Consider the following 18,606-nt stretch of genomic DNA (forward strand, 5'->3'; position numbering starts at 1 on the left):
AAAAGCAGCCAAAGCTGCTTTTTTCACTTTCGATTTATTGTGTTATGTCTACAACGACAACAAATTATTCGGCTTCTACCGTCGCAGATTCATCGCCACGGAAGTTGATCTGTAATGCTTGTAAAAAGTTACGTAGCACCTGATCTTTACACTCACGGTAGTGTTTATGATCTAGCTTACGGAAAAACGCACTTAATTCATGCTTACTTAAACGGAAATCCACCAGCTTAAACAAATCTAATACATCATCTGCTTTTAGATTTAAGGCAATTTGCAGCTTACGAAAAATAATATTATTCGTTAGCTTTTGCTCTGGTACTGGTTGTGGACCTTCTTTCTTGCCACGCTTTTGATTGATAAAGCCGTTAAGAAACATTGCTAATTCTTCATCTGAACAGCTTTTGTAATCGTCATTATCTTCTGGCTTTAACCAGTTACATACTTGCTCACGAGTTACAGTTACATCTGCTTGTGCAAAGATTTCAATTAATTGGCTATCATTTAGATCAAAGATGTAGCGTACACGGCGTAAAATATCGTTATTAGTCACAGTTTTTCCAGTTTAATAGGCTGCCCCTTCATGGGGATCACAGCTAAATTTTGGCTGATACTAGCAGATGTTGCAGGGTTATTCACTTGCATTGATCAAAGATGACACATCTACCGTTGCTATCATCGCTTTAGTTAATGGATTCTTCTCACTGGTGATTAAGAGTTTATTGTCTTTATACCAATGTACAGCTTCCCACTGTGAATAAATTCTTAAACGCTTATATTTGGCTGTTGACCAATCCAGCTGATTGTCTTTTACTTTAACTAACCAAATAAAGGAATAACCTAAAAAAATATCTTTACGATAGCCCAATAACGCCAGAGTTGAAGTCTTGGCGTTATAATCAGCACTCGTAATTAGCCCTTCTGTTAAATAATCCCCAACAGGTGAGACTACCTGGTTAGATTTAGTCGTACTGAGTCGGTATAACTTGGTATGCTCATTTTGCCAATTTTTACTAAATAACCATAATTGATCATCCACAACTGTTATCGCTTCACTATCAAAATTATGTTGATACGTTTTACCAGGTTTAAAATCTTTAAAACGGTATCGAATAGTTGAGACAGGCGTAACTGACGAGCCTTTTTCAAGCGAGGCGAGTGGTACTTTATAAATCACACCACCATCACGACGTGTTGAGTTATTTCCTGTATCACCAATGTATAAATAGCGTTTACTCTGTGCTAAATCTTCCCAATCATAATTTTTACTGCGTTTAACCGTCACCGTTTTTGTGACAGTTTGAAAATTAGAAGACAGTTGATAAATCTGATTTCGGCTGCCACTGTCATTATGCGACCATACATGCCCATTAATAATCGCCAGACCTGATGATTCATTTAAAACCTCTGGTAAGTTTGCCAGCACATCAACTTCTAAAGGCTTACGCACTGAATACGTAGACGCTGAACTACAACCCGATAGACCGAGTAAAACCACCATCAGATAAATGTTTTTTTTAAATATATCCGCCACAGAAACAAACCTATTAAATTAAAATACGTGATGACTTAGCATGCATTTATAGCCGCTAGCTGGTTATAAGAAACCACAAATATTGCCTCAAACTCAGCACAAATAGCGCTTACCAACCATACTTAGAGAATTAGTTTTTAGTGTACGCTGACATGTAGCACTCAATATATTGATATGCGAGATATTATGCTGATACGACTATTAATGCTCAGTTTTCTTTTGGTGGTCTCTATTCCAACCTATAGTAGTAGTGATAAAAAGCCACCAGCACTCGTATTGCCTGACACTTTACAGCCAGAACAAACAAAAAATATAAACACGCCCATACCTTTTACTCGTACAGGTCCCACAATTCAAGTGGCGATCTTACTCGACGCTAGTGGCTCTATGGGAGGATTAATCAATCAGGCAAGAGAACAGATCTGGTCAATCATCAATGCCATTGCAACAGCTAATAAACAGGATCACCCTGTTACATTACAAGTTGCATTGTTTGAATATGGTGTTGAACATCAATCAAAATATGATGGTTATTTACGCTTACTCTCACCACTTACCTCAGATCTAGACCAATTTTCAGAAGCACTATTTGCAATAAAGATTGGAGGGAGTAAAGAATATGCGCCACAAGTAATTCAAGAGGCAACAAACCGTTTACAGTGGAGCTCCCATCAAGACGATCTTCGTTTAATCATCATTGCGGGTAATGAAAAGTTTCAACAAGGTGATATTCCGATTAGCCATGCTATTCCTCTGGCAGTAAGTAAAGGTATCATCATCAACACCTTATATTGCGGCCCCCATTTAAAAGGTCGTAAATTACAGTGGGCAACACCTGCACTGCTGAGCCATGGCAAATATCTGAATATCGATCATAAGAAGAAAGCCCCCCATATTGAGACCCCTTACGACGATGATATCATCGAACTAGGTAGAAAACTTAACGACACTTACATCGGTTATGGCGCAAAAGGGGCAAGCAAGAAAAGCCAGCAAATCGCTCAAGACACTAATGCATCTCGTCTTTCTAAATCCAGTAGCACAGAGCGCAGTATTGCCAAAGCAGGAAAGCAATATAAAACCCAAGATTGGGATCTGATTTCCCTAGCTCAAGAAAATTTAGAGCAAGGTATAACGAACGCGAAAAAAGATCAGCAGCACTATCAGGGATTAAATGATCAACAAATCACCGAAAAGCTAAAAAAACAAATTGCACAAAGAGTACAACTACAACAACAAATATCAACGTTAGAGCAAAAACGAAAAACCTTCATTAAACAATCAAAAAATGAGAATACAAAGTCAAAAGATGACTTGGGAAATGCGATTATTTTAACCATACAGGATCAAGCTAAATCAAAAGGCTTTAGTTTCCCATGAACAACCAACTAAAAAGGCTGTTATTACCTTTATTGCTGTTCCTAGCTTTACTCCTTACTTCTAGTACAGCTCTAGGCTTAACACTATCCCCCCTTATAGGCCCTACTTACACAGGCGATCTTAGCGTCCTTGAAAAAAAAAGAGTGATAAGAGTACTAGTTTCGGCTGACTTAGGTTTTTATTATATTGAAGATGGCCTTCCTAAAGGTATTATCGCTGAATTACTTCACCACTTTGAGTTAGATATTCATAAAACTTATCCAAAGCTTAATATTCAAGTGATCCCTGTACATAGAGATCAGCTCATCAAATTCTTAATTGCCGGACATGGTGATCTTGCCGTAGCAAATTTAACCATTACTGAGCAACGCAAAAAACAAGTCGCCTTTAGTGAGCCTGTACTTAGCGATATTTCAGAAGTTATTATTAATAATATCGATTCGCCTGAAATAACCAAAATAGAGCAACTCAGCGATCAAGAAATCTGGGTAAGAAAAAGTTCGAGTTACTATCAAAGCCTGCTTGAAGTCAATAACCGTCTATTACTGCAACGCCTTGCACCAATGAAGATCCATTTCATAGAAGAAACACTGCAAGATTATGAATTATTAGAAATGGTTAATCTCGGGTTGATGAATATGACCGTTTTAGATGATCATAAGATGAAAATATGGAACAAGATATTACCCAAATTACGCATGAATTCTGCTTTCGTTTTAAGGAAAAACGGTGAAATAGCGTGGGCGATGAGAAAAGATAATCCTAAATTAATGAAATTGGTTAATCGGTATATTGAACAAATAAAGTCAGGAACATTATTAGGGAATGTTGTTTATAACAAGTATTTAGATAATCAAGGTTGGATAACAAATCTATTGAGTCATAGTAATATTGATAAAATGGAGAAACTTTCTGATCTGTTTTTTAAATATTCTACAGAATATGACTTTGATTATTTAATGATGATGGCTCAGGGTTTCCAAGAATCAGGGCTTAATCAACATAAAGTCTCAAATAAAGGTGCCGTTGGCATCATGCAAGTGCTACCAAGTACAGCAAGAGATCAATATATAAATATTCCTAACATTTATATATCAAGTAATAATGTTCATGCGGGTATAAAATATATGCGCTATATCCAAAATAACTACTTAGATGATAACCGCCTAACCTTTGATAATAGAATGTATATGACACTCGCCTCTTATAATGCAGGCCCTGGCAATATTAGAAAAATGCGACGTTATGCAAAGGAAAAAGGCTACAACCCTGATATATGGTTTAATAATGTTGAAATTATTACAAGGAAACACATAGGCAAACAACCTGTTGTCTATGTTACTAATATCAATCGTTACTATATTGTCTATAAGCAATTGATGCGTTTAAAAAAACACCGAGAGAAAGGTGTCCGACCTTTTGTTCCACCTTATCGATTTGATGTCCCAACCATTCTTGAATAAATATTCTTACTTACGTTGAACCGTCTTTAACTTAGACGATCAACGTAAGTTAGCCATCCATGCATTATTTAGTCTTTAGGTTTTTATTTAATTTTGTTTCATTACGCTGATCGTGTCGATGGAAGTACCATAGCTTACGATTTTTAGAGGATTTTTTCATCGATTCTATTCCACTAAATTATCACGAATATAATATTTTCTTTCGTAAGGTAAATGAATATTAAGCGCAGCATTGAATCATATTTAAAAAAATCTGAAATTTATTTATCTAAAATATTATTTTCCATATTTAATGAACACCATTAAAAATAACATTAGATATACATATAAAACACAACTGTTTATTTAATCATCGAGTTTTTAACGACTATCCTACTGTTATATTTTAAAAGCTATAAATAAAGCTTTTTTAATCATATTACAGGTGAGATTCAGCTCACAGTTATACTAATTTAGTATATTGATGAGAGACTCATTTAAGCGTATAACGACATCCCAGTAACTACAGGGCTCTTTCAAAGTGCAATCGTTTGCCGCAATCGTAAATCATCTAGGCATTTAATAATGACAGAAAATTACGCCACTAAAAAGTGAGATATAAATCACTTTTAGTAAGAAAGAAATGTTTAAACATAAGTACATTGATTGACAAGAATCACACTGAGAGCAACCAAACATGGTCTATCTACATTTCGTTTTAGGGTTAGTCGTTATCGCTGCCCTAGCACTTGTTGCAAGTAATAACCGTAAAAACATCAAGTACCGATATATTATTCAGCTACTGCTTATTGAAATGGGATTAGCCTACTTCTTGCTTAACTCATCAATAGGTACAGGGATCGTTAAAGAATTTGCTGATGGATTCAATGGGTTACTCAATTTTGCCGCAGAAGGAACTAATTTCGTCTTTGGCAACCTATCTAATAATGATGGCTTTAACTTCTTCTTAAGTGTTCTAATGCCAATCGTATTCATTTCAGCACTAATTGGTATTCTTCAGCACATCAAAGTATTGCCTTATGTAATCAAAGGCCTTGGATATTTATTATCAAAAGTTAATGGCATGGGTAAACTTGAATCCTTTAATGCTATTAGTGCCTTAATGGTCGGACAGTCTGAAAACTTCATCACCTATAAAGATATTCTCGGTAGAATGTCTGAGCGTCGCATGTACACGCTAGCGGCAACAGCGATGTCAACTGTATCGATGTCTATCGTCGGTTCTTACATGAAGCTAATCGATCCTAAATACGTCGTGGCTGCTTTGTTTCTAAACATGTTTAGTACCTTTATTATTCTTTCTATCATTAACCCATATGATCACGAAGCAGAGATGAATATTGATGAGATGATGGCCGCTGAAAGTGGTGAGAAACTCACGTTCTTTGAAATGTTAGGAGAATATATTCTTACTGGCTTTAAAGTCGCGGTTATTGTAGCGGCAATGCTGATTGGTTTTATCGCACTAATTTCAATGATTAATGCAGGCTTTGATGCTGTGTTTGGCATCAACTTCCAAGATGTTATTGGCTATGCTTTCTATCCATTTGCATGGATCATGGGTATCCCTGCCCATGAAGCCCTACAAGCAGGCAGTATCATGGCAACCAAGCTTGTTGCTAACGAATTTGTAGCAATGCTGTCACTACAAAAACAAGTAAGTGAATTAACACCGCACACCGTAGGTATTGTTTCTATCTTCCTTGTGTCATTCGCTAACTTTAGCTCTATCGGTATTATTGCTGGTGCTGTTAAAGGGGTGAACGAAGAGAAAGGAAACATGGTCGCACGTTTTGGTTTACGTTTACTTTACGGTTCAACGCTCGTTAGTTTTCTATCAGCGTTAATTGCAGGCATCATGATCTAATCGTTGTCATTGCCACTCCCCTCTAAAATGCCGGTCTTTCATAATATGAAGGCTGGCTTTTTTACTACATCGTAAGTTCCCCCTCCCCTATTTATCTCTAAATTGAGAATTTAACTTTCATTTTCAGTTATTTGATTTGTATGATAAATACATAGAATTGTGCCACTCATCACATAAAATTCGAATTCACGAACAATGTCCTGAGCCTATTAACTTAATAAATATAATTTTGAGGCTTATATGTCGGATAAAACCGTCTCTGGTGCTGAACTGGTTGTTGAAACTTTAAATGCACATAACGTTCCACACATTTTTGGTATTCCTGGAGCAAAGGTGGATGCTGTTTTCGATGCTGTTTGTGATAACGGACCAGAAATCATTATTTGTCATCATGAACAAAATGCAGCGTTTATGGCAGCAGCAACAGGGCGTTTAACGGGTAAAGCAGGCATTTGTTTAGCAACCTCTGGACCAGGCGCATCAAACCTTGTCACAGGCGTTGCAACAGCGAATAGTGAAGGTGATCCTGTGGTTGCACTTGCAGGTGCTGTACCTCTTTCTATGTATTCTCACAATACTCATCAATCCATGGATACCCGTTCACTGTTTACTCCTATCACCAAGTTTTCAGCAGAAGTGATGGATAGCAGCTCGGTATCTGATGTTGTACATAAAGCTTTTCGTATTGCAGAGCAACCTACCCAAGGTGCTAGCTTTGTTAGTCTACCGCAAGATATTCTAACTAACCGTATTCCTTACCAGCCAGTACAACAGCCTAATCCAATTTTGTTCGGTGGTGCACACCCACAAGCTATTCGTCAGGCTGCTGATCGTATTAATGCTGCAAAAAATCCGGTGTTATTACTGGGCATGGATGCAAGCCAGCCTTTTGTTGCTGATGCTATTCGCCAACTACTCAAACAAACACCAATTGCCGTTGTGAATACGTTTGCCGCAGCTGGGGTTATTTCTCATGATTTATACAACTGCTTTTTAGGTCGTGTTGGCTTATTTAAAAATCAACCCGGTGATATTGCATTAAACAGTGCAGATTTAATCATTACCATTGGCTACAGCCCAATTGAATACGATCCGATTCTTTGGAATAAAGATGCAAACACACCAATTATTCATATTGGTTATCAACAAGCAGATTTAGAAATTAGCTATAACCCTGTTTGTGAAGTTGTGGGTGACTTAGCGGTGTCTGTTACGTCTATTGCTTCTGAATTAGATAAGCGAGAATCCTTAGAGAGCAACAAACAGATCCAATTATTACGCCACGATTTACAACATATTATGCAGATGGGGATAAATAAAACCTCATTAAACGGCGTTCACCCACTTCGTTTTGTTCATGATTTACGTCGCTTTGTTAGTGACGACACCACTGTATGTTGTGATGTAGGCTCTATTTATATTTGGATGGCACGTTACTTCCACAGCTTTGAACCTCGTCGTTTATTGTTCAGCAATGGTCAACAAACATTGGGCGTAGCTTTACCTTGGGCAATTGCAGCTTCCCTTCTTCACCCTAATGAAAAAGTAATTTCCATGTCTGGTGATGGTGGCTTCCTATTCTCATCAATGGAATTAGCCACGGCCGTGCGTCATAAATGTAATATCGTTCACTTTGTTTGGACAGATCACAGTTATGACATGGTTAAGATCCAACAGCTTAAAAAGTATGGTCGAGAGAGTGCCGTCAGCTTTATAGGTCCTGATATTGTTAAGTACGCAGAAAGCTTCGGCGCACATGGTTTAGCGATCAATACTGCCGATGATATTGAGCCTATTATGCGAAAAGCTATGAGCTTAAGTGGCCCAGTATTGGTCAACGTCAATATTGATTATAGCGATAACAGTCGCCTACTTGATCAACTTCATCCATGCCAACAAGATTAATAGGAGCATCACATGAGTGCTGAAACACATAACAAAACGTTCTACCAAACCTCAATGATGAGTGCATTAATTGCTGGGTTATATCAAGGTGATTTCACAATTGGTCAGTTATTAGATCATGGTAACTTTGGTATTGGTACCTTTAATGATCTTGACGGTGAAATGATTGTAATGGGTGATGAAGTTTACCAGCTTACAAGCACTGGCGATGTTCATCTTGTTGATCACGATATCACCACGCCATTTGCTTCGGTTGTTAACTTTGAGCCAAAAGCAAAACTGAGTTTAATTGAACTAAGTAAAAAAGAATTTGAAACGTGCTTAGAGCAAGATCTACTCGCTCATAACGCAATTAATGCCATTCGTTTAACAGGTAAGTTCTCGTATGTGAAAACACGTACAGTACCTGCTCAGCACCGCCCTTATCCACCTATGGTTGAAGTTGTTAAGCATCAACCTATTGCTGAAATGACACATGTTTCAGGTGTGATGATTGGTTTTAAAATACCAGACTATATGATTGGTATTAATGTGCCAGGATTCCACTTTCACTTTATTAGTGATGATCGTACTCAAGGTGGTCATGTGAGTGACTTTATTCTCACAGAAGGTAATGTTGAAGTTGAAATATTTAAAGATTTCCACCTTCGTATGCCCGCCTCACAAGAATTTGATCGCGCAGATCTTCACCCTGAAGATCTACAAACTGCGATCCATGTAACTGAGAAATAAAAATTTAAAATATTAGGTATTTCTTAATAACAAAAGGAGCGTTAAATACGCTCCTTTTCTTTTATCCCTTATTTTTCATACAATCTAAAATCACTCAGATCAAATGCCCATGTTTGCGCAGGATTACCAGGTAGTGAAACGGTAATTTCTTTCTTATTATTCGTAACTGTTGGTATATCACTACAGTTACCAAATTCAGAAGTCATCAATGGCAATGAGTTTTGTCTCGCTACAACATAGATAAACATAGCAGGACATGCCGTCCCTCCGGTCGATAACCACACTAAACTTACTTTACCATTATTGATTGGAAATTCTTTTTCTACACCTACATCAACGTATTCTTCTGACGTATAAATTTTATTACTGTCCAAATATAAACTAGCGGCATCATCATCAGTGCTCTTAGTAAGAATTAACGGCTTAGCTTGTGGGGCTCGTTCAAACTTAGGCTGAAAAAATTGGCTTTTATCTGAATAGGTCAATACAGCACCATTCAAGGTTATCTTTTCCCCAACCTTATCCATAATAAATGGTTCATTGGTTTCATTAATAAGCAGTTCATAACGATGGCCGTCTGGCGTATCTACCCAATAATTTAAGGTCGCATAATTTAACTTACCTGTTAACGTCGTCGGGATCATAGATTCAAGCTCAGTCGCACTCACATTTGTAGTCACAACGGTACTGAGTAATAAGAGGGATTTTAAAATAAACTTTGATTTTTTGAACATCGTTAAGCCTTGCAATGACATAGAAACAAGAAGCAGTAAAATTCCACCACCACACTATGCTATCTTACGCTTTAAAATGCGATATTTTATGATATAAATCATAAGATTAACTGCCAAACAAAAAGTATCGATTACTTATATTTTCTGAGCAGATATTAATATATGTATAAAAAAACCTGACTCATTCACCAAGCGGCAATTCATCAGGTTATTCATCGTTAAGTATAAATAGGTTTAGCTGACCATTAATCCATTTTTGCTCACCAGCTTCTGAGTTTCTACTTGGTACTCTTTCTCTTTTACCGTCGAAACAAAGTGCCACGTTGAAAGCACTTGCTGATGATCAATATCTAAACGAATAAAACCACGTTGTTTTAAATTAACCCATTGAAGATCTGAAACTAATTGCGGTAGAATAAATTCCATCTGCCCAATTGTTTGCAAGTCTAACCCTAAATATTTTTCTAATCCGGGAGAAGTCACCGAGCTTGTTGCAAACTCAATCCCCACCCCATTTCCTTTATGATCACTTAATTCACTACACCAAGCATTGTGGCTATCGCCTGCTAACGTAATAAGTTGTTTATTTAACTTTGTCGTCACGCCATATAACCATTCACGCTCCATATAAAACCCGTCCCAAGCATCTAAATTATATGGAAGTAAATATGGGTCTGAACTTGGATCAGATAAATAGGTATTAATTGCATTCTGTACCGCGATCATCGCAGCTGGCTTGTTTGCATCACTTGCCTGAAATAATTGAAATAGCCCCATCATGACACTACTTGGCATTTCAATCTTACCCATTAACACTTGTTGGCCTAACAATGACCATTTAGCCGTCTTCGTTGTCATACGCTCACTGAGCCATTGCTTTTGATCATTGCCGAGTAACTTGCGTTCAGGAGCGCGTGCCTGTTGAATTAACCCAGAAATAGATTCAATCGATGTATCTGTCAGCGAAAAGTAATCAAGCGGTTCATCTCGTGCGACAACACGGGTATCTAACATATATAAGTCAAACAAATCACCAAAGCTAAAGTCTCGATAGGTGATCATAGAAGAAACAGGGTTTTCTCTAACAGGTAACCATTCTAACCAAGCTAACGCAGCTGCAGCTCTACGTTGAGAAAAGTCACCTTCTTGTTGTTGATGGTTCTCAGCCCCTTCTCGCCATGTATCATTGGCTATTTCATGATCATCCCAAATAGCGATCATTGGTAATGCCGCATGTAACGCTTGAAGATCACTGTCACTACGGTATTGCGCATAACGTTTGCGATAATCATCTAAAGTAATGCATTCAGACTCTTTACTTGGAATACGATTTAAACGTTGTGCATCTTCAGTGGCATATTGCCCAGCCCCATATTCATAAATATAATCGCCTAAATGTAGTACTGCATTAATAGGTGAAGTTTGGTGCTGTTTAACTATTTCTCGATACACATTAAAGTAACCAGCAGGAAAATTAGAGCATGACACGACGGCAATAGACGCTTTATCAAGCTCACCTTCAGCTAAAGTCTTAGTCTGCCCTACAGGACTTAACGTATCATTTGCTTCAAAACGATAATAATACTGTTGATTAGGTTGTAGACCATTAACATCTACCTTTACTGTAAAATCTTTTACGCTATCGGTCGTAACCTCTCCTGAAGTAACAATCTGCATAAATTGCTCATCAGTCGCAACTTGCCATTGAACGTTAATTAAGCGTGCATCTGTAGTAATACGTGTCCAAATAATAACGGCTTGTTGTAAAGGATCACCACTAGCAACGCCGTGATTAAAGCCAACCTTAATTTTCGATTTTTGTTGCTGTTCATCATTACTATTACATCCTGTAAGCGAAGTAACCATCGCTGCTGATGATAGTGCTTTTACAAATCCTCGACGTGATAACGACATATCTATTCCTTTAAATATAATAACTGGTCAAACCAGGCAGAATATCGCATGTCTTTATGACGTTTTTGTTTGAGGGAGATGTAATTTTTATTAACAAAACACTCAAAATGAGCACAGTAGCAACAAAAAATACCTCTAAGGCATTATATTGTTACCTTACAGTAAAAGTAATTTGTCATTTATGGTTATTATCATCTTACATGAAATAAATATAATACCTCCTATCGAAAAAAGTGCGGTTTTGAAAAAAAAAAATCCTGCTTTATCTCACAAAACTTGAATTTTGGTGGATTTCATTGTCTTATATCAATGAAATTCATCTAATAAATGATAGAGCATGCCATTCCATATAGGCATGTTCACAAAATAATAGAGTAGCAACGGATTAGCTCATTAATTTAATGATGGTCAAACCATCCCCTGAGGAATGAAGTCCAGGGTGCCTTTGAGGAATTCGTATGTCACGAATCGTTATTGTAGGTGGCGGTGCCGCAGGCTTAGAGTTATCAACTCTATTAGCAAAAACCGTACGAAAAGAAGATGAAATTATTCTTGTAGAACCAGAAACGCATCACTTCTGGAAACCTCGTTTGCACGAAATCGCAGCAGGAACTTTTGATAGTGACTTAGATACAGTTTGTTATTTCACCCATGGTGCCCGTCATGGCTATCAACATTACCAAGCCGCGATGACAGATATTGATCGTGATAATAAAATGCTTTCTGTTCGTCGTCCTGATGGTACAGAAGCGGCTTTAAAATACGATTACCTTGTTATTGCTATTGGTGCGGTAAGTAATGACTTTAATACCACTGGTGCAAAAGATCATTGCTTATTCTTAGACTCAGCAAGTCAAGCTCGTCAGGCATGGCATCAAGTTAGCCTGATCCTTCGAGCAAGTGAAGATCGCTCAGTAAATATTGTTGGTGCTGGTGCGACGGGTGTTGAGCTTGCAGCAGAGCTTGCTCGTGTTAGCCAGAAACTTCAACGCTATAATGGTGCACCACTGCATATCAACTTGATTGAAGCTGCTGGTCGTGTATTACCAAATAGCCCTGAAAAAATGTCAGAAAAAGTGCAAAAAGAGCTAGAGCGTAATAACGTGAATGTTCTTCTTGATACACGTATTCGTGAAGTCACTGAAAAAGGTATGCTAACAGTTGACAACCGTGAGTTAAATGCTGACGTACAGTTCTGGGCTGCAGGCGTTAAAGCGCCAGATTGGCTAAACGGTATTGGCGGTTTAAGTTATAATCGTATGAACCAAATTCAGGTAAATGCTAATTTAACAACAACGGTTGATGATAGCATCTTCTCTTTAGGTGATTGTGCGTCAATCCCTCAGGCTGATGGCAGCTTTGTTCCACCTAAAGCACAAGCGGCTAACCGTGCAGCCGTTCACTTAGCAAAAAGCCTTGGTGGAATGCTACGTGGTAAACCATTAACTGACTTCGAATTTAAAGATGGCGGTATGGTTGTTGCTGTTGGTCACCATTTTGCAGTAGGCTCATTTGCGCCTGGTTCAAAAATGGAAGGGAAAATGGTTCTTCAAGGACGTCTAATTCGTCGTCTATACGATACAATTTTCCGTCTTCACCAACGTACAGTTACGGGGATGTTTACTGTTTCACGTTTGATGATTGCAAAACGCCTTAAAGCTGTATTTAAACCTAGCGGTATTTAATCGCTAGTTAAATCTCTTAATAATGGTCAATATATTTCGTATATTGACCATTATATAAAAATAATAAATTTAAATTATATTCATCTACTATTTTTATTAATAGTGTATTGCCACACCTTAAATTAATAAGTCTAATAATGCTAAAGCTATTCGCTAAACTATTTAACCGAAATGATCGCCCTACCATCATTAACATTCACCCGGCCGTTAATCGTGGTATTACACCAACAAATAACTCTTTAAATGGCGGTAAACTACAATGCCACTGTCGTTCAAATAAAGTGACTGTATCTTTAGAAGGTCAAACAGCACATAACCATATTTGTGGTTGTTCTAAATGTTGGAAACCTAAAGACGCATTATTTTCACAAGTTGCTGTTATTCCTCGAGATAAAGTAACAGTAACAGCAAATGCAGACAAACTAAAAGTTGTTGATGACGCAGCTGTGATTAAGCGTTTTGCGTGTAAAGACTGTGGTGTACATATGTATGGTCGTATTAAAGATACTAACCACCCATTCTACGGCTTAGATTTTGTACATACTGAACTGTCAGCAGAGCAAGGTTGGTCTGAGCCTACTTTTGCAGCATTTGTATCATCTCTAATTGAAGCAGGTGTTGATCCTAAAGAAATGGGTGCTATTCGTTCTCGTATTGAAGAATTAGGTATGGAACCTTACGATTGCTTATCACCTGCATTAATGGATGTAATTGCTGACCATGTAGCACAACAAAAGAAGTAATAATAAAAATTTGATTATTCCTAATCAGTAATAATCATTTACTGTAAAACAGATTGTTTAAACCTAATAAAACTTTAGAATACTTCCATTCGCTAATTAATATTTAATTAACGAATAGAAAAATAAAAAATAACACTCTAACTCTACATTTAATTATAAATAATATAAGAGCATCTTTATGTCTATTAAATTACACCCATCAATTGATAATGGCTTTATTGCAACTAAAGAAAACTTTGTTGGTGGCGTATTAAGCTGTAAATGTGAAACAAATACAGTACGTGTTAAACTATCAGGTCAAACAGCACATAACCACGCTTGTGGTTGTTCTAAGTGCTGGAAACCAGAAGGCGCAGTTTTCTCTCAAATCGCTGTTATTTCTCGTGACAACGTTGAAGTTATTGCAAATGCAGACAAACTTGTTGTTGTTGATAAAAATGCTGCAATCAAACGTCACGCTTGTAAAGAATGTGGTGTTCACATGTACGGCCGTATCGAAGATACTAACCACCCATTCCACGGTTTAGATTTTGTTCACACAGAGCTATCAACTGACGAAGGTTGGTCTGCTCCTGAATTTGCAGCATTTGTTTCTTCTATCATCGAAACTGGAACTGATCCAAAAGATATGGATGCAATCCGTGCTCGTCTAAACGAACTAGGCCTTAAGCCATACGATTGCCTATCTCCAGCACTAATGGATGCAATCGCAACTCACGTTTACGCACAAAACCATAAAAGTGCATAAGCGATAAAATAAATCCAATAACGTTTTAAGCACATGTAGACCATTCGGTTTACATGTGCTTTTTTATTTGCACTGAAAAAGTTAGTTAATGGCATAATACTAAATCGTAATCATCGCTAACCAGATAATGATCACACCTATTCTTTTTTAAATCGAAGACCTGAGAACTACTTAATAACGTTTTTAAAAATAAACAACTCTCCTATCACTACACATAAACTTTATACCTTATAATCGTATAAATTAATCTCATCATTCACTCTCATTCAATAAAACCACTCGCGCAGATTTAAAATAAAAAACAATAAATTCAACAAGATAAGTGCTTATAGGGATATTGATAACAATAAAAGCAGAATAACTAAAAATTCCTTTAAAACATAGTCTACAATAGCGTATAGTTCTTTACTTAATTTTAATATTAATATTAATTTTATGCTTTTAAAGGAAATGATAAGTTTGACTATTACCATTTAGTAATAATCATTTTCCATTTCATGGGATTATCAATAAGCAAGAAATAAATATAATGGTTCCATCAAGACGACATGAGCAATATCGTTTAATTGTCGTAATTTAATAATAATTATCGCCAATCAAGTTGGCTTAACAGAGTGATTTAACGATGACTGATAAATTTATCAAATCAAAAGCTGCGATTGCATGGGGTCCAAAACAACCGCTTTCAATTGAAGAAGTAGATGTAATGCTTCCTCGTGCAGGTGAAGTTCTAGTTCGCATCGTTGCAACTGGCGTATGTCACACTGACGCTTTCACACTATCAGGTGATGATCCAGAAGGTATCTTCCCTGCAATTCTTGGTCACGAAGGTGGCGGTATTGTTGAAATGATTGGTGAAGGTGTTACTGATCTTCAAGTTGGTGACCACGTTATCCCACTTTACACTGCAGAATGTGGTAAGTGTAAGTACTGTCTATCTGGCAAAACAAACCTTTGTCAGGCAGTACGTGAAACTCAAGGTAAAGGCTTGATGCCAGACGGCACAACTCGTTTCTACAAAGATGGCCAACCTATCTTCCATTACATGGGTTGTTCAACATTCTCTGAGTACACTGTTCTTCCTGAGATTTCTTTAGCTAAGATTAGCAAAGAAGCACCACTAGAAGAAGTATGTCTACTAGGTTGTGGCGTAACAACAGGTATGGGTGCGGTACTTAATACAGCTAAGGTTGAAGAAGGTAGCACTGTTGCTGTATTCGGTCTGGGTGGTATCGGTCTAGCGGCTATTATTGGTGCAACTATGGCAAAAGCAAGCCGCATCATCGCTGTTGATATCAACGAAGAAAAATTCGAATTAGCACGTAAGCTTGGTGCAACTGACTGCATCAACCCAATGAAGTTCGACAAGCCAATTCAAGAAGTGATTGTTGAATTGACTGACGGCGGTGTTGATTACTCTTTCGAGTGTATCGGTAACGTAAACGTAATGCGTTCAGCACTTGAGTGTTGTCACAAAGGTTGGGGCGAATCAGTAATCATCGGTGTTGCTGGTGCAGGTCAAGAGATCTCTACTCGTCCATTCCAACTAGTAACAGGTCGTGTATGGCGTGGTTCTGCATTCGGTGGCGTTAAAGGCCGTTCAGAGCTTCCAGGTATCGTTGATCGTTACATGGCAGGTGAATTCCAACTTGATGACTTTATCTCATTCAACATGGGCTTAGACAAAATCAACGAAGCATTCGACCTACTACACGAAGGTAAGAGCATCCGTACTATCATTCACTTTGATAAATAATTTGCCTCTTATTTAAGCTATACCTTGTCTTCGCAACAACTGCTTGTTGCGAAGACAAGTGAGATGCATATATCTCAAACTTTGTTCAATACCATGCTATGGAATAGCACTTCCTCATTTAGCGAAAGTTATTATTAAACTTATTCTTACTGTCATTTTTTAAGACATCAGCTTATCGTTAATTGAGAATTGGCATTTGCCACGCTCTGGCACTTTGTGTCAGAGCGTTTTTTATTATAACTATTATATTTTTATTATTGCGCCATTTTTAATTTCTCAACGAACGTAGAAGAGTATCTAATGCATCGTAGATTACTAAAATCACTACCTTTTCAATTACTCGTATCAGGGCTGTTAGCATGGGCATTAGCATCAGCATTGCCATTATCAGCAGAGTTTGAAAGCTCAACGACATTTAAGTTATTAATGTTAACTAAAACAACCTATATAGGTTTGTTAAAAATGCTCGTTGGCGCCGTTGTTTTATTTTCTCTATTACGAGGAATTACCAGTATAGGCTCAACGCTTCGCCTAAAAGAACTCGGCTGTAAAACCATCGTCTTTTACGCTTTTACTTCAACACTCGCTATTGGCCTAGCATTAGGTACTTCATTATCTTTGCCTAAATGGCCGCAGCTTATTGATACCTCGACGGTAAAAGTTGGTGAACATGTTCAGCTAATAGATCAAACATCAGCGTCAGGCGGTGCGATTGTTGAAAAGTTATTTAACATGGCATTAGTAAACCCTTTTCAGGCGCTTGCAACAACGAATTTACTCGCCATCGTTGTTTTTGCATTGTTATTAGGTATTGCACTATTAGCCAGTCTGCCTGAAAAGCATCCTGTTTTTGATGTCATTAATGGTCTCAATATGGCTGTAAACCGTGTTGTTTCGTGGATCATTAAGTTAGCACCATTAGCCGTATTTTCTATTGTTTTCCAGTTCACACTGCAAAGCGGTAATGCCATCTTTGGTCAATTAGCTCTTTTTGCATTATTGGTATTTACACTAACGCTGATCCACGGTGGATTCGTACTACCTATTATCGCTAAGATTGCTACTGGAATTAAATTCAGCCATTTATTTAAAGCTCTATCAGCACCAATGGCAATGGCGTTTGCAACATCATCAAGTTCTGCTACCTTGCCCCTTTCAATGCAAACAGCAGAAGAAGAGCTTAATATTTCGCAATCTACCAGTAGTATGGTACTGCCATTAGGTTCAATTATGAACATGGATGGTACTGCACTCTTTGAAGGTGTTGCTGCTATTTTCCTTGCTCAAATGTACGGTATTGATCTAGGTACAAGTGGTTTAATCATGATTTTCATCATGGCAATGGTCTCTTCTATTGGCGCACCAGGTATGCCGTCAGGTTCTATGTCAGGTATGCAGTTAGTCTTACTGGCTGTAGGTATACCGCTAGAAGCAATCGCGATTTTATTGGTTATTGAACGTCCATTAGATACCTTTAGAACAGCCGTTAACGTTGAAGGTGATTTAATTGCCGCGCTTGTTATTGATAAGTGGCAGAATAAATAACGTTAACTTCAGAATGGAAATGCATCATAATTGCACAATATTATGATGCAATTTTCGATTTTGACATAATAAGTCTCGTTACCTAACATAAGTGCTATTGAGATCACTCCCTATTTATATTTATCATTCTAAACATCATTGATTAGGTTAGGAAGTAAACTCCTATGTTATTTAATACAACTTAGGTTCAGAAATGGTTGATATATTTAAACGTATAGGGAAGCTTAAATACGATGTTATTTTAATAACTCACCGATTTTTTACTATACAGCTAAACAACAAGTAGGTTTAGAATGTTAAAACAATTACTTCACACCGTTTTTCATAGCCGAAAAGTTAATAAATCACGACAATTGCGCTCTCGTCTTGAATTCGTTATTCAACAAAACTTAGGCCAACGTGAAGCTCGATATAATAGAGAACAACGTTATTTTGTCGATTAATGATAGATATCATGATGAAAACATTTATCATTTAAATATCATAAATAAAACCATTACTATTGAGATAGTAAATTCTTTGCGAGTATAACCAAAATATATTCATGTTTTACGTCATAAAACACCATTATCTTAATTCATATTAAAATTAGACATAGAAACC

The 18,606-nt window shown here is 37.3% G+C and carries 15 protein-coding genes; 11 read left to right on the forward strand and 4 right to left on the reverse strand.

Annotated features, from left to right (window positions below; all coding sequences use genetic code 11):
• Nucleotides 1-64: 64 nt before the first annotated feature.
• Complete coding sequence (locus CTN01_RS02215; RefSeq protein WP_045084340.1) at nt 65-550, reverse strand: YehS family protein; 486 nt, start codon at nt 548-550, stop codon at nt 65-67.
• 78 nt (nt 551-628) lie between these two features.
• Nucleotides 629-1,531: a hypothetical protein gene (locus CTN01_RS02220; RefSeq protein WP_230627077.1), complete on the reverse strand. Its 903-nt coding sequence runs from the start codon at nt 1,529-1,531 to the stop codon at nt 629-631.
• A gap of 204 nt (nt 1,532-1,735) precedes the next feature.
• Here CTN01_RS02220 and CTN01_RS02225 point away from each other — a divergent pair, with 204 nt between their 5' ends.
• The 5 genes from CTN01_RS02225 to budA all read left to right on the forward strand — a co-directional run bounded on the left by CTN01_RS02225 (nt 1,736) and on the right by budA (nt 8,878).
• The gene (locus CTN01_RS02225; RefSeq protein ID WP_244156123.1) at nt 1,736-2,911 is read left to right on the forward strand and encodes a vWA domain-containing protein; all 1,176 of its coding nucleotides are present in this window, start codon (nt 1,736-1,738) and stop codon (nt 2,909-2,911) included.
• The gene (locus tag CTN01_RS02230; protein ID WP_045150424.1) at nt 2,908-4,374 is read left to right on the forward strand and encodes an MltF family protein; all 1,467 of its coding nucleotides are present in this window, start codon (nt 2,908-2,910) and stop codon (nt 4,372-4,374) included. The genes CTN01_RS02225 and CTN01_RS02230 overlap by 4 nt, the downstream gene beginning before the upstream one ends.
• Before the next feature lie 676 nt (nt 4,375-5,050).
• Nucleotides 5,051-6,241, forward strand: a complete 1,191-nt coding sequence (locus CTN01_RS02235; protein WP_045084342.1) for a NupC/NupG family nucleoside CNT transporter — start codon at nt 5,051-5,053, stop codon at nt 6,239-6,241.
• A 240-nt stretch (nt 6,242-6,481) separates the two neighbouring features.
• Complete coding sequence (gene alsS, locus CTN01_RS02240; RefSeq protein ID WP_045150425.1) at nt 6,482-8,146, forward strand: acetolactate synthase AlsS; 1,665 nt, start codon at nt 6,482-6,484, stop codon at nt 8,144-8,146.
• A gap of 12 nt (nt 8,147-8,158) precedes the next feature.
• A complete protein-coding gene (gene budA / locus CTN01_RS02245) occupies nt 8,159-8,878 on the forward strand; it encodes an acetolactate decarboxylase (protein ID WP_005368429.1) in 720 nt (239 codons plus the stop codon).
• A 68-nt stretch (nt 8,879-8,946) separates the two neighbouring features.
• Here the strand turns inward: budA and CTN01_RS02250 are convergent, their stop codons facing one another.
• Both CTN01_RS02250 and CTN01_RS02255 read right to left on the reverse strand, forming a co-directional pair.
• Nucleotides 8,947-9,612, reverse strand: a complete 666-nt coding sequence (locus CTN01_RS02250; protein WP_230627079.1) for a hypothetical protein — start codon at nt 9,610-9,612, stop codon at nt 8,947-8,949.
• Nucleotides 9,613-9,846: 234 nt separating this feature from the next.
• Complete coding sequence (locus CTN01_RS02255) at nt 9,847-11,526, reverse strand: alkaline phosphatase D family protein (RefSeq protein ID WP_045150426.1); 1,680 nt, start codon at nt 11,524-11,526, stop codon at nt 9,847-9,849.
• A gap of 458 nt (nt 11,527-11,984) precedes the next feature.
• Between CTN01_RS02255 and CTN01_RS02260 the strand changes: the two genes are divergently transcribed.
• The 6 genes from CTN01_RS02260 (at nt 11,985) to CTN01_RS22705 (ending at nt 18,446) form a co-directional block, all read left to right on the forward strand.
• Nucleotides 11,985-13,211, forward strand: coding sequence for an NAD(P)/FAD-dependent oxidoreductase (locus tag CTN01_RS02260; protein ID WP_005368435.1), 1,227 nt, complete (start codon nt 11,985-11,987; stop codon nt 13,209-13,211).
• A gap of 137 nt (nt 13,212-13,348) precedes the next feature.
• Complete coding sequence (gene gfa, locus CTN01_RS02265) at nt 13,349-13,954, forward strand: S-(hydroxymethyl)glutathione synthase (RefSeq protein ID WP_045150427.1); 606 nt, start codon at nt 13,349-13,351, stop codon at nt 13,952-13,954.
• A gap of 178 nt (nt 13,955-14,132) precedes the next feature.
• The gene (gfa, locus tag CTN01_RS02270; protein WP_045150428.1) at nt 14,133-14,702 is read left to right on the forward strand and encodes an S-(hydroxymethyl)glutathione synthase; all 570 of its coding nucleotides are present in this window, start codon (nt 14,133-14,135) and stop codon (nt 14,700-14,702) included.
• 625 nt (nt 14,703-15,327) lie between these two features.
• Nucleotides 15,328-16,458, forward strand: coding sequence for an S-(hydroxymethyl)glutathione dehydrogenase/class III alcohol dehydrogenase (locus CTN01_RS02275; RefSeq protein ID WP_045084348.1), 1,131 nt, complete (start codon nt 15,328-15,330; stop codon nt 16,456-16,458).
• Between the two features lie 300 nt (nt 16,459-16,758).
• A complete protein-coding gene (locus tag CTN01_RS02280) occupies nt 16,759-18,003 on the forward strand; it encodes a dicarboxylate/amino acid:cation symporter (protein WP_045084349.1) in 1,245 nt (414 codons plus the stop codon).
• Nucleotides 18,004-18,296: 293 nt separating this feature from the next.
• Nucleotides 18,297-18,446, forward strand: a complete 150-nt coding sequence (locus tag CTN01_RS22705) for a hypothetical protein (protein ID WP_162836222.1) — start codon at nt 18,297-18,299, stop codon at nt 18,444-18,446.
• Nucleotides 18,447-18,606: the final 160 nt, after the last annotated feature.

Source organism: Photobacterium angustum (genome assembly GCF_003026365.1).
Classification (GTDB): Bacteria; Pseudomonadota; Gammaproteobacteria; order Enterobacterales; family Vibrionaceae; genus Photobacterium; species Photobacterium angustum.

What these genes read in the sequence shown, in the direction of transcription:
- CTN01_RS02225 (WP_244156123.1), top strand. Translation starts at nt 1,736, where the DNA reads ATGCTCAGTTTTCTTTTGGTGGTCTCTATTCCAACCTATAGTAGTAGT.
- CTN01_RS02230 (WP_045150424.1), top strand. Translation starts at nt 2,908, where the DNA reads ATGAACAACCAACTAAAAAGGCTGTTATTACCTTTATTGCTGTTCCTA.
- CTN01_RS02235 (WP_045084342.1), top strand. Translation starts at nt 5,051, where the DNA reads ATGGTCTATCTACATTTCGTTTTAGGGTTAGTCGTTATCGCTGCCCTA.
- alsS (WP_045150425.1), top strand. Translation starts at nt 6,482, where the DNA reads ATGTCGGATAAAACCGTCTCTGGTGCTGAACTGGTTGTTGAAACTTTA.
- budA (WP_005368429.1), top strand. Translation starts at nt 8,159, where the DNA reads ATGAGTGCTGAAACACATAACAAAACGTTCTACCAAACCTCAATGATG.
- CTN01_RS02250 (WP_230627079.1), bottom strand. Translation starts at nt 9,612, where the DNA reads ATGTTCAAAAAATCAAAGTTTATTTTAAAATCCCTCTTATTACTCAGT.
- CTN01_RS02255 (WP_045150426.1), bottom strand. Translation starts at nt 11,526, where the DNA reads ATGTCGTTATCACGTCGAGGATTTGTAAAAGCACTATCATCAGCAGCG.
- CTN01_RS02260 (WP_005368435.1), top strand. Translation starts at nt 11,985, where the DNA reads ATGTCACGAATCGTTATTGTAGGTGGCGGTGCCGCAGGCTTAGAGTTA.
- gfa (WP_045150427.1), top strand. Translation starts at nt 13,349, where the DNA reads ATGCTAAAGCTATTCGCTAAACTATTTAACCGAAATGATCGCCCTACC.
- gfa (WP_045150428.1), top strand. Translation starts at nt 14,133, where the DNA reads ATGTCTATTAAATTACACCCATCAATTGATAATGGCTTTATTGCAACT.
- CTN01_RS02275 (WP_045084348.1), top strand. Translation starts at nt 15,328, where the DNA reads ATGACTGATAAATTTATCAAATCAAAAGCTGCGATTGCATGGGGTCCA.
- CTN01_RS02280 (WP_045084349.1), top strand. Translation starts at nt 16,759, where the DNA reads ATGCATCGTAGATTACTAAAATCACTACCTTTTCAATTACTCGTATCA.
- CTN01_RS22705 (WP_162836222.1), top strand. Translation starts at nt 18,297, where the DNA reads ATGTTAAAACAATTACTTCACACCGTTTTTCATAGCCGAAAAGTTAAT.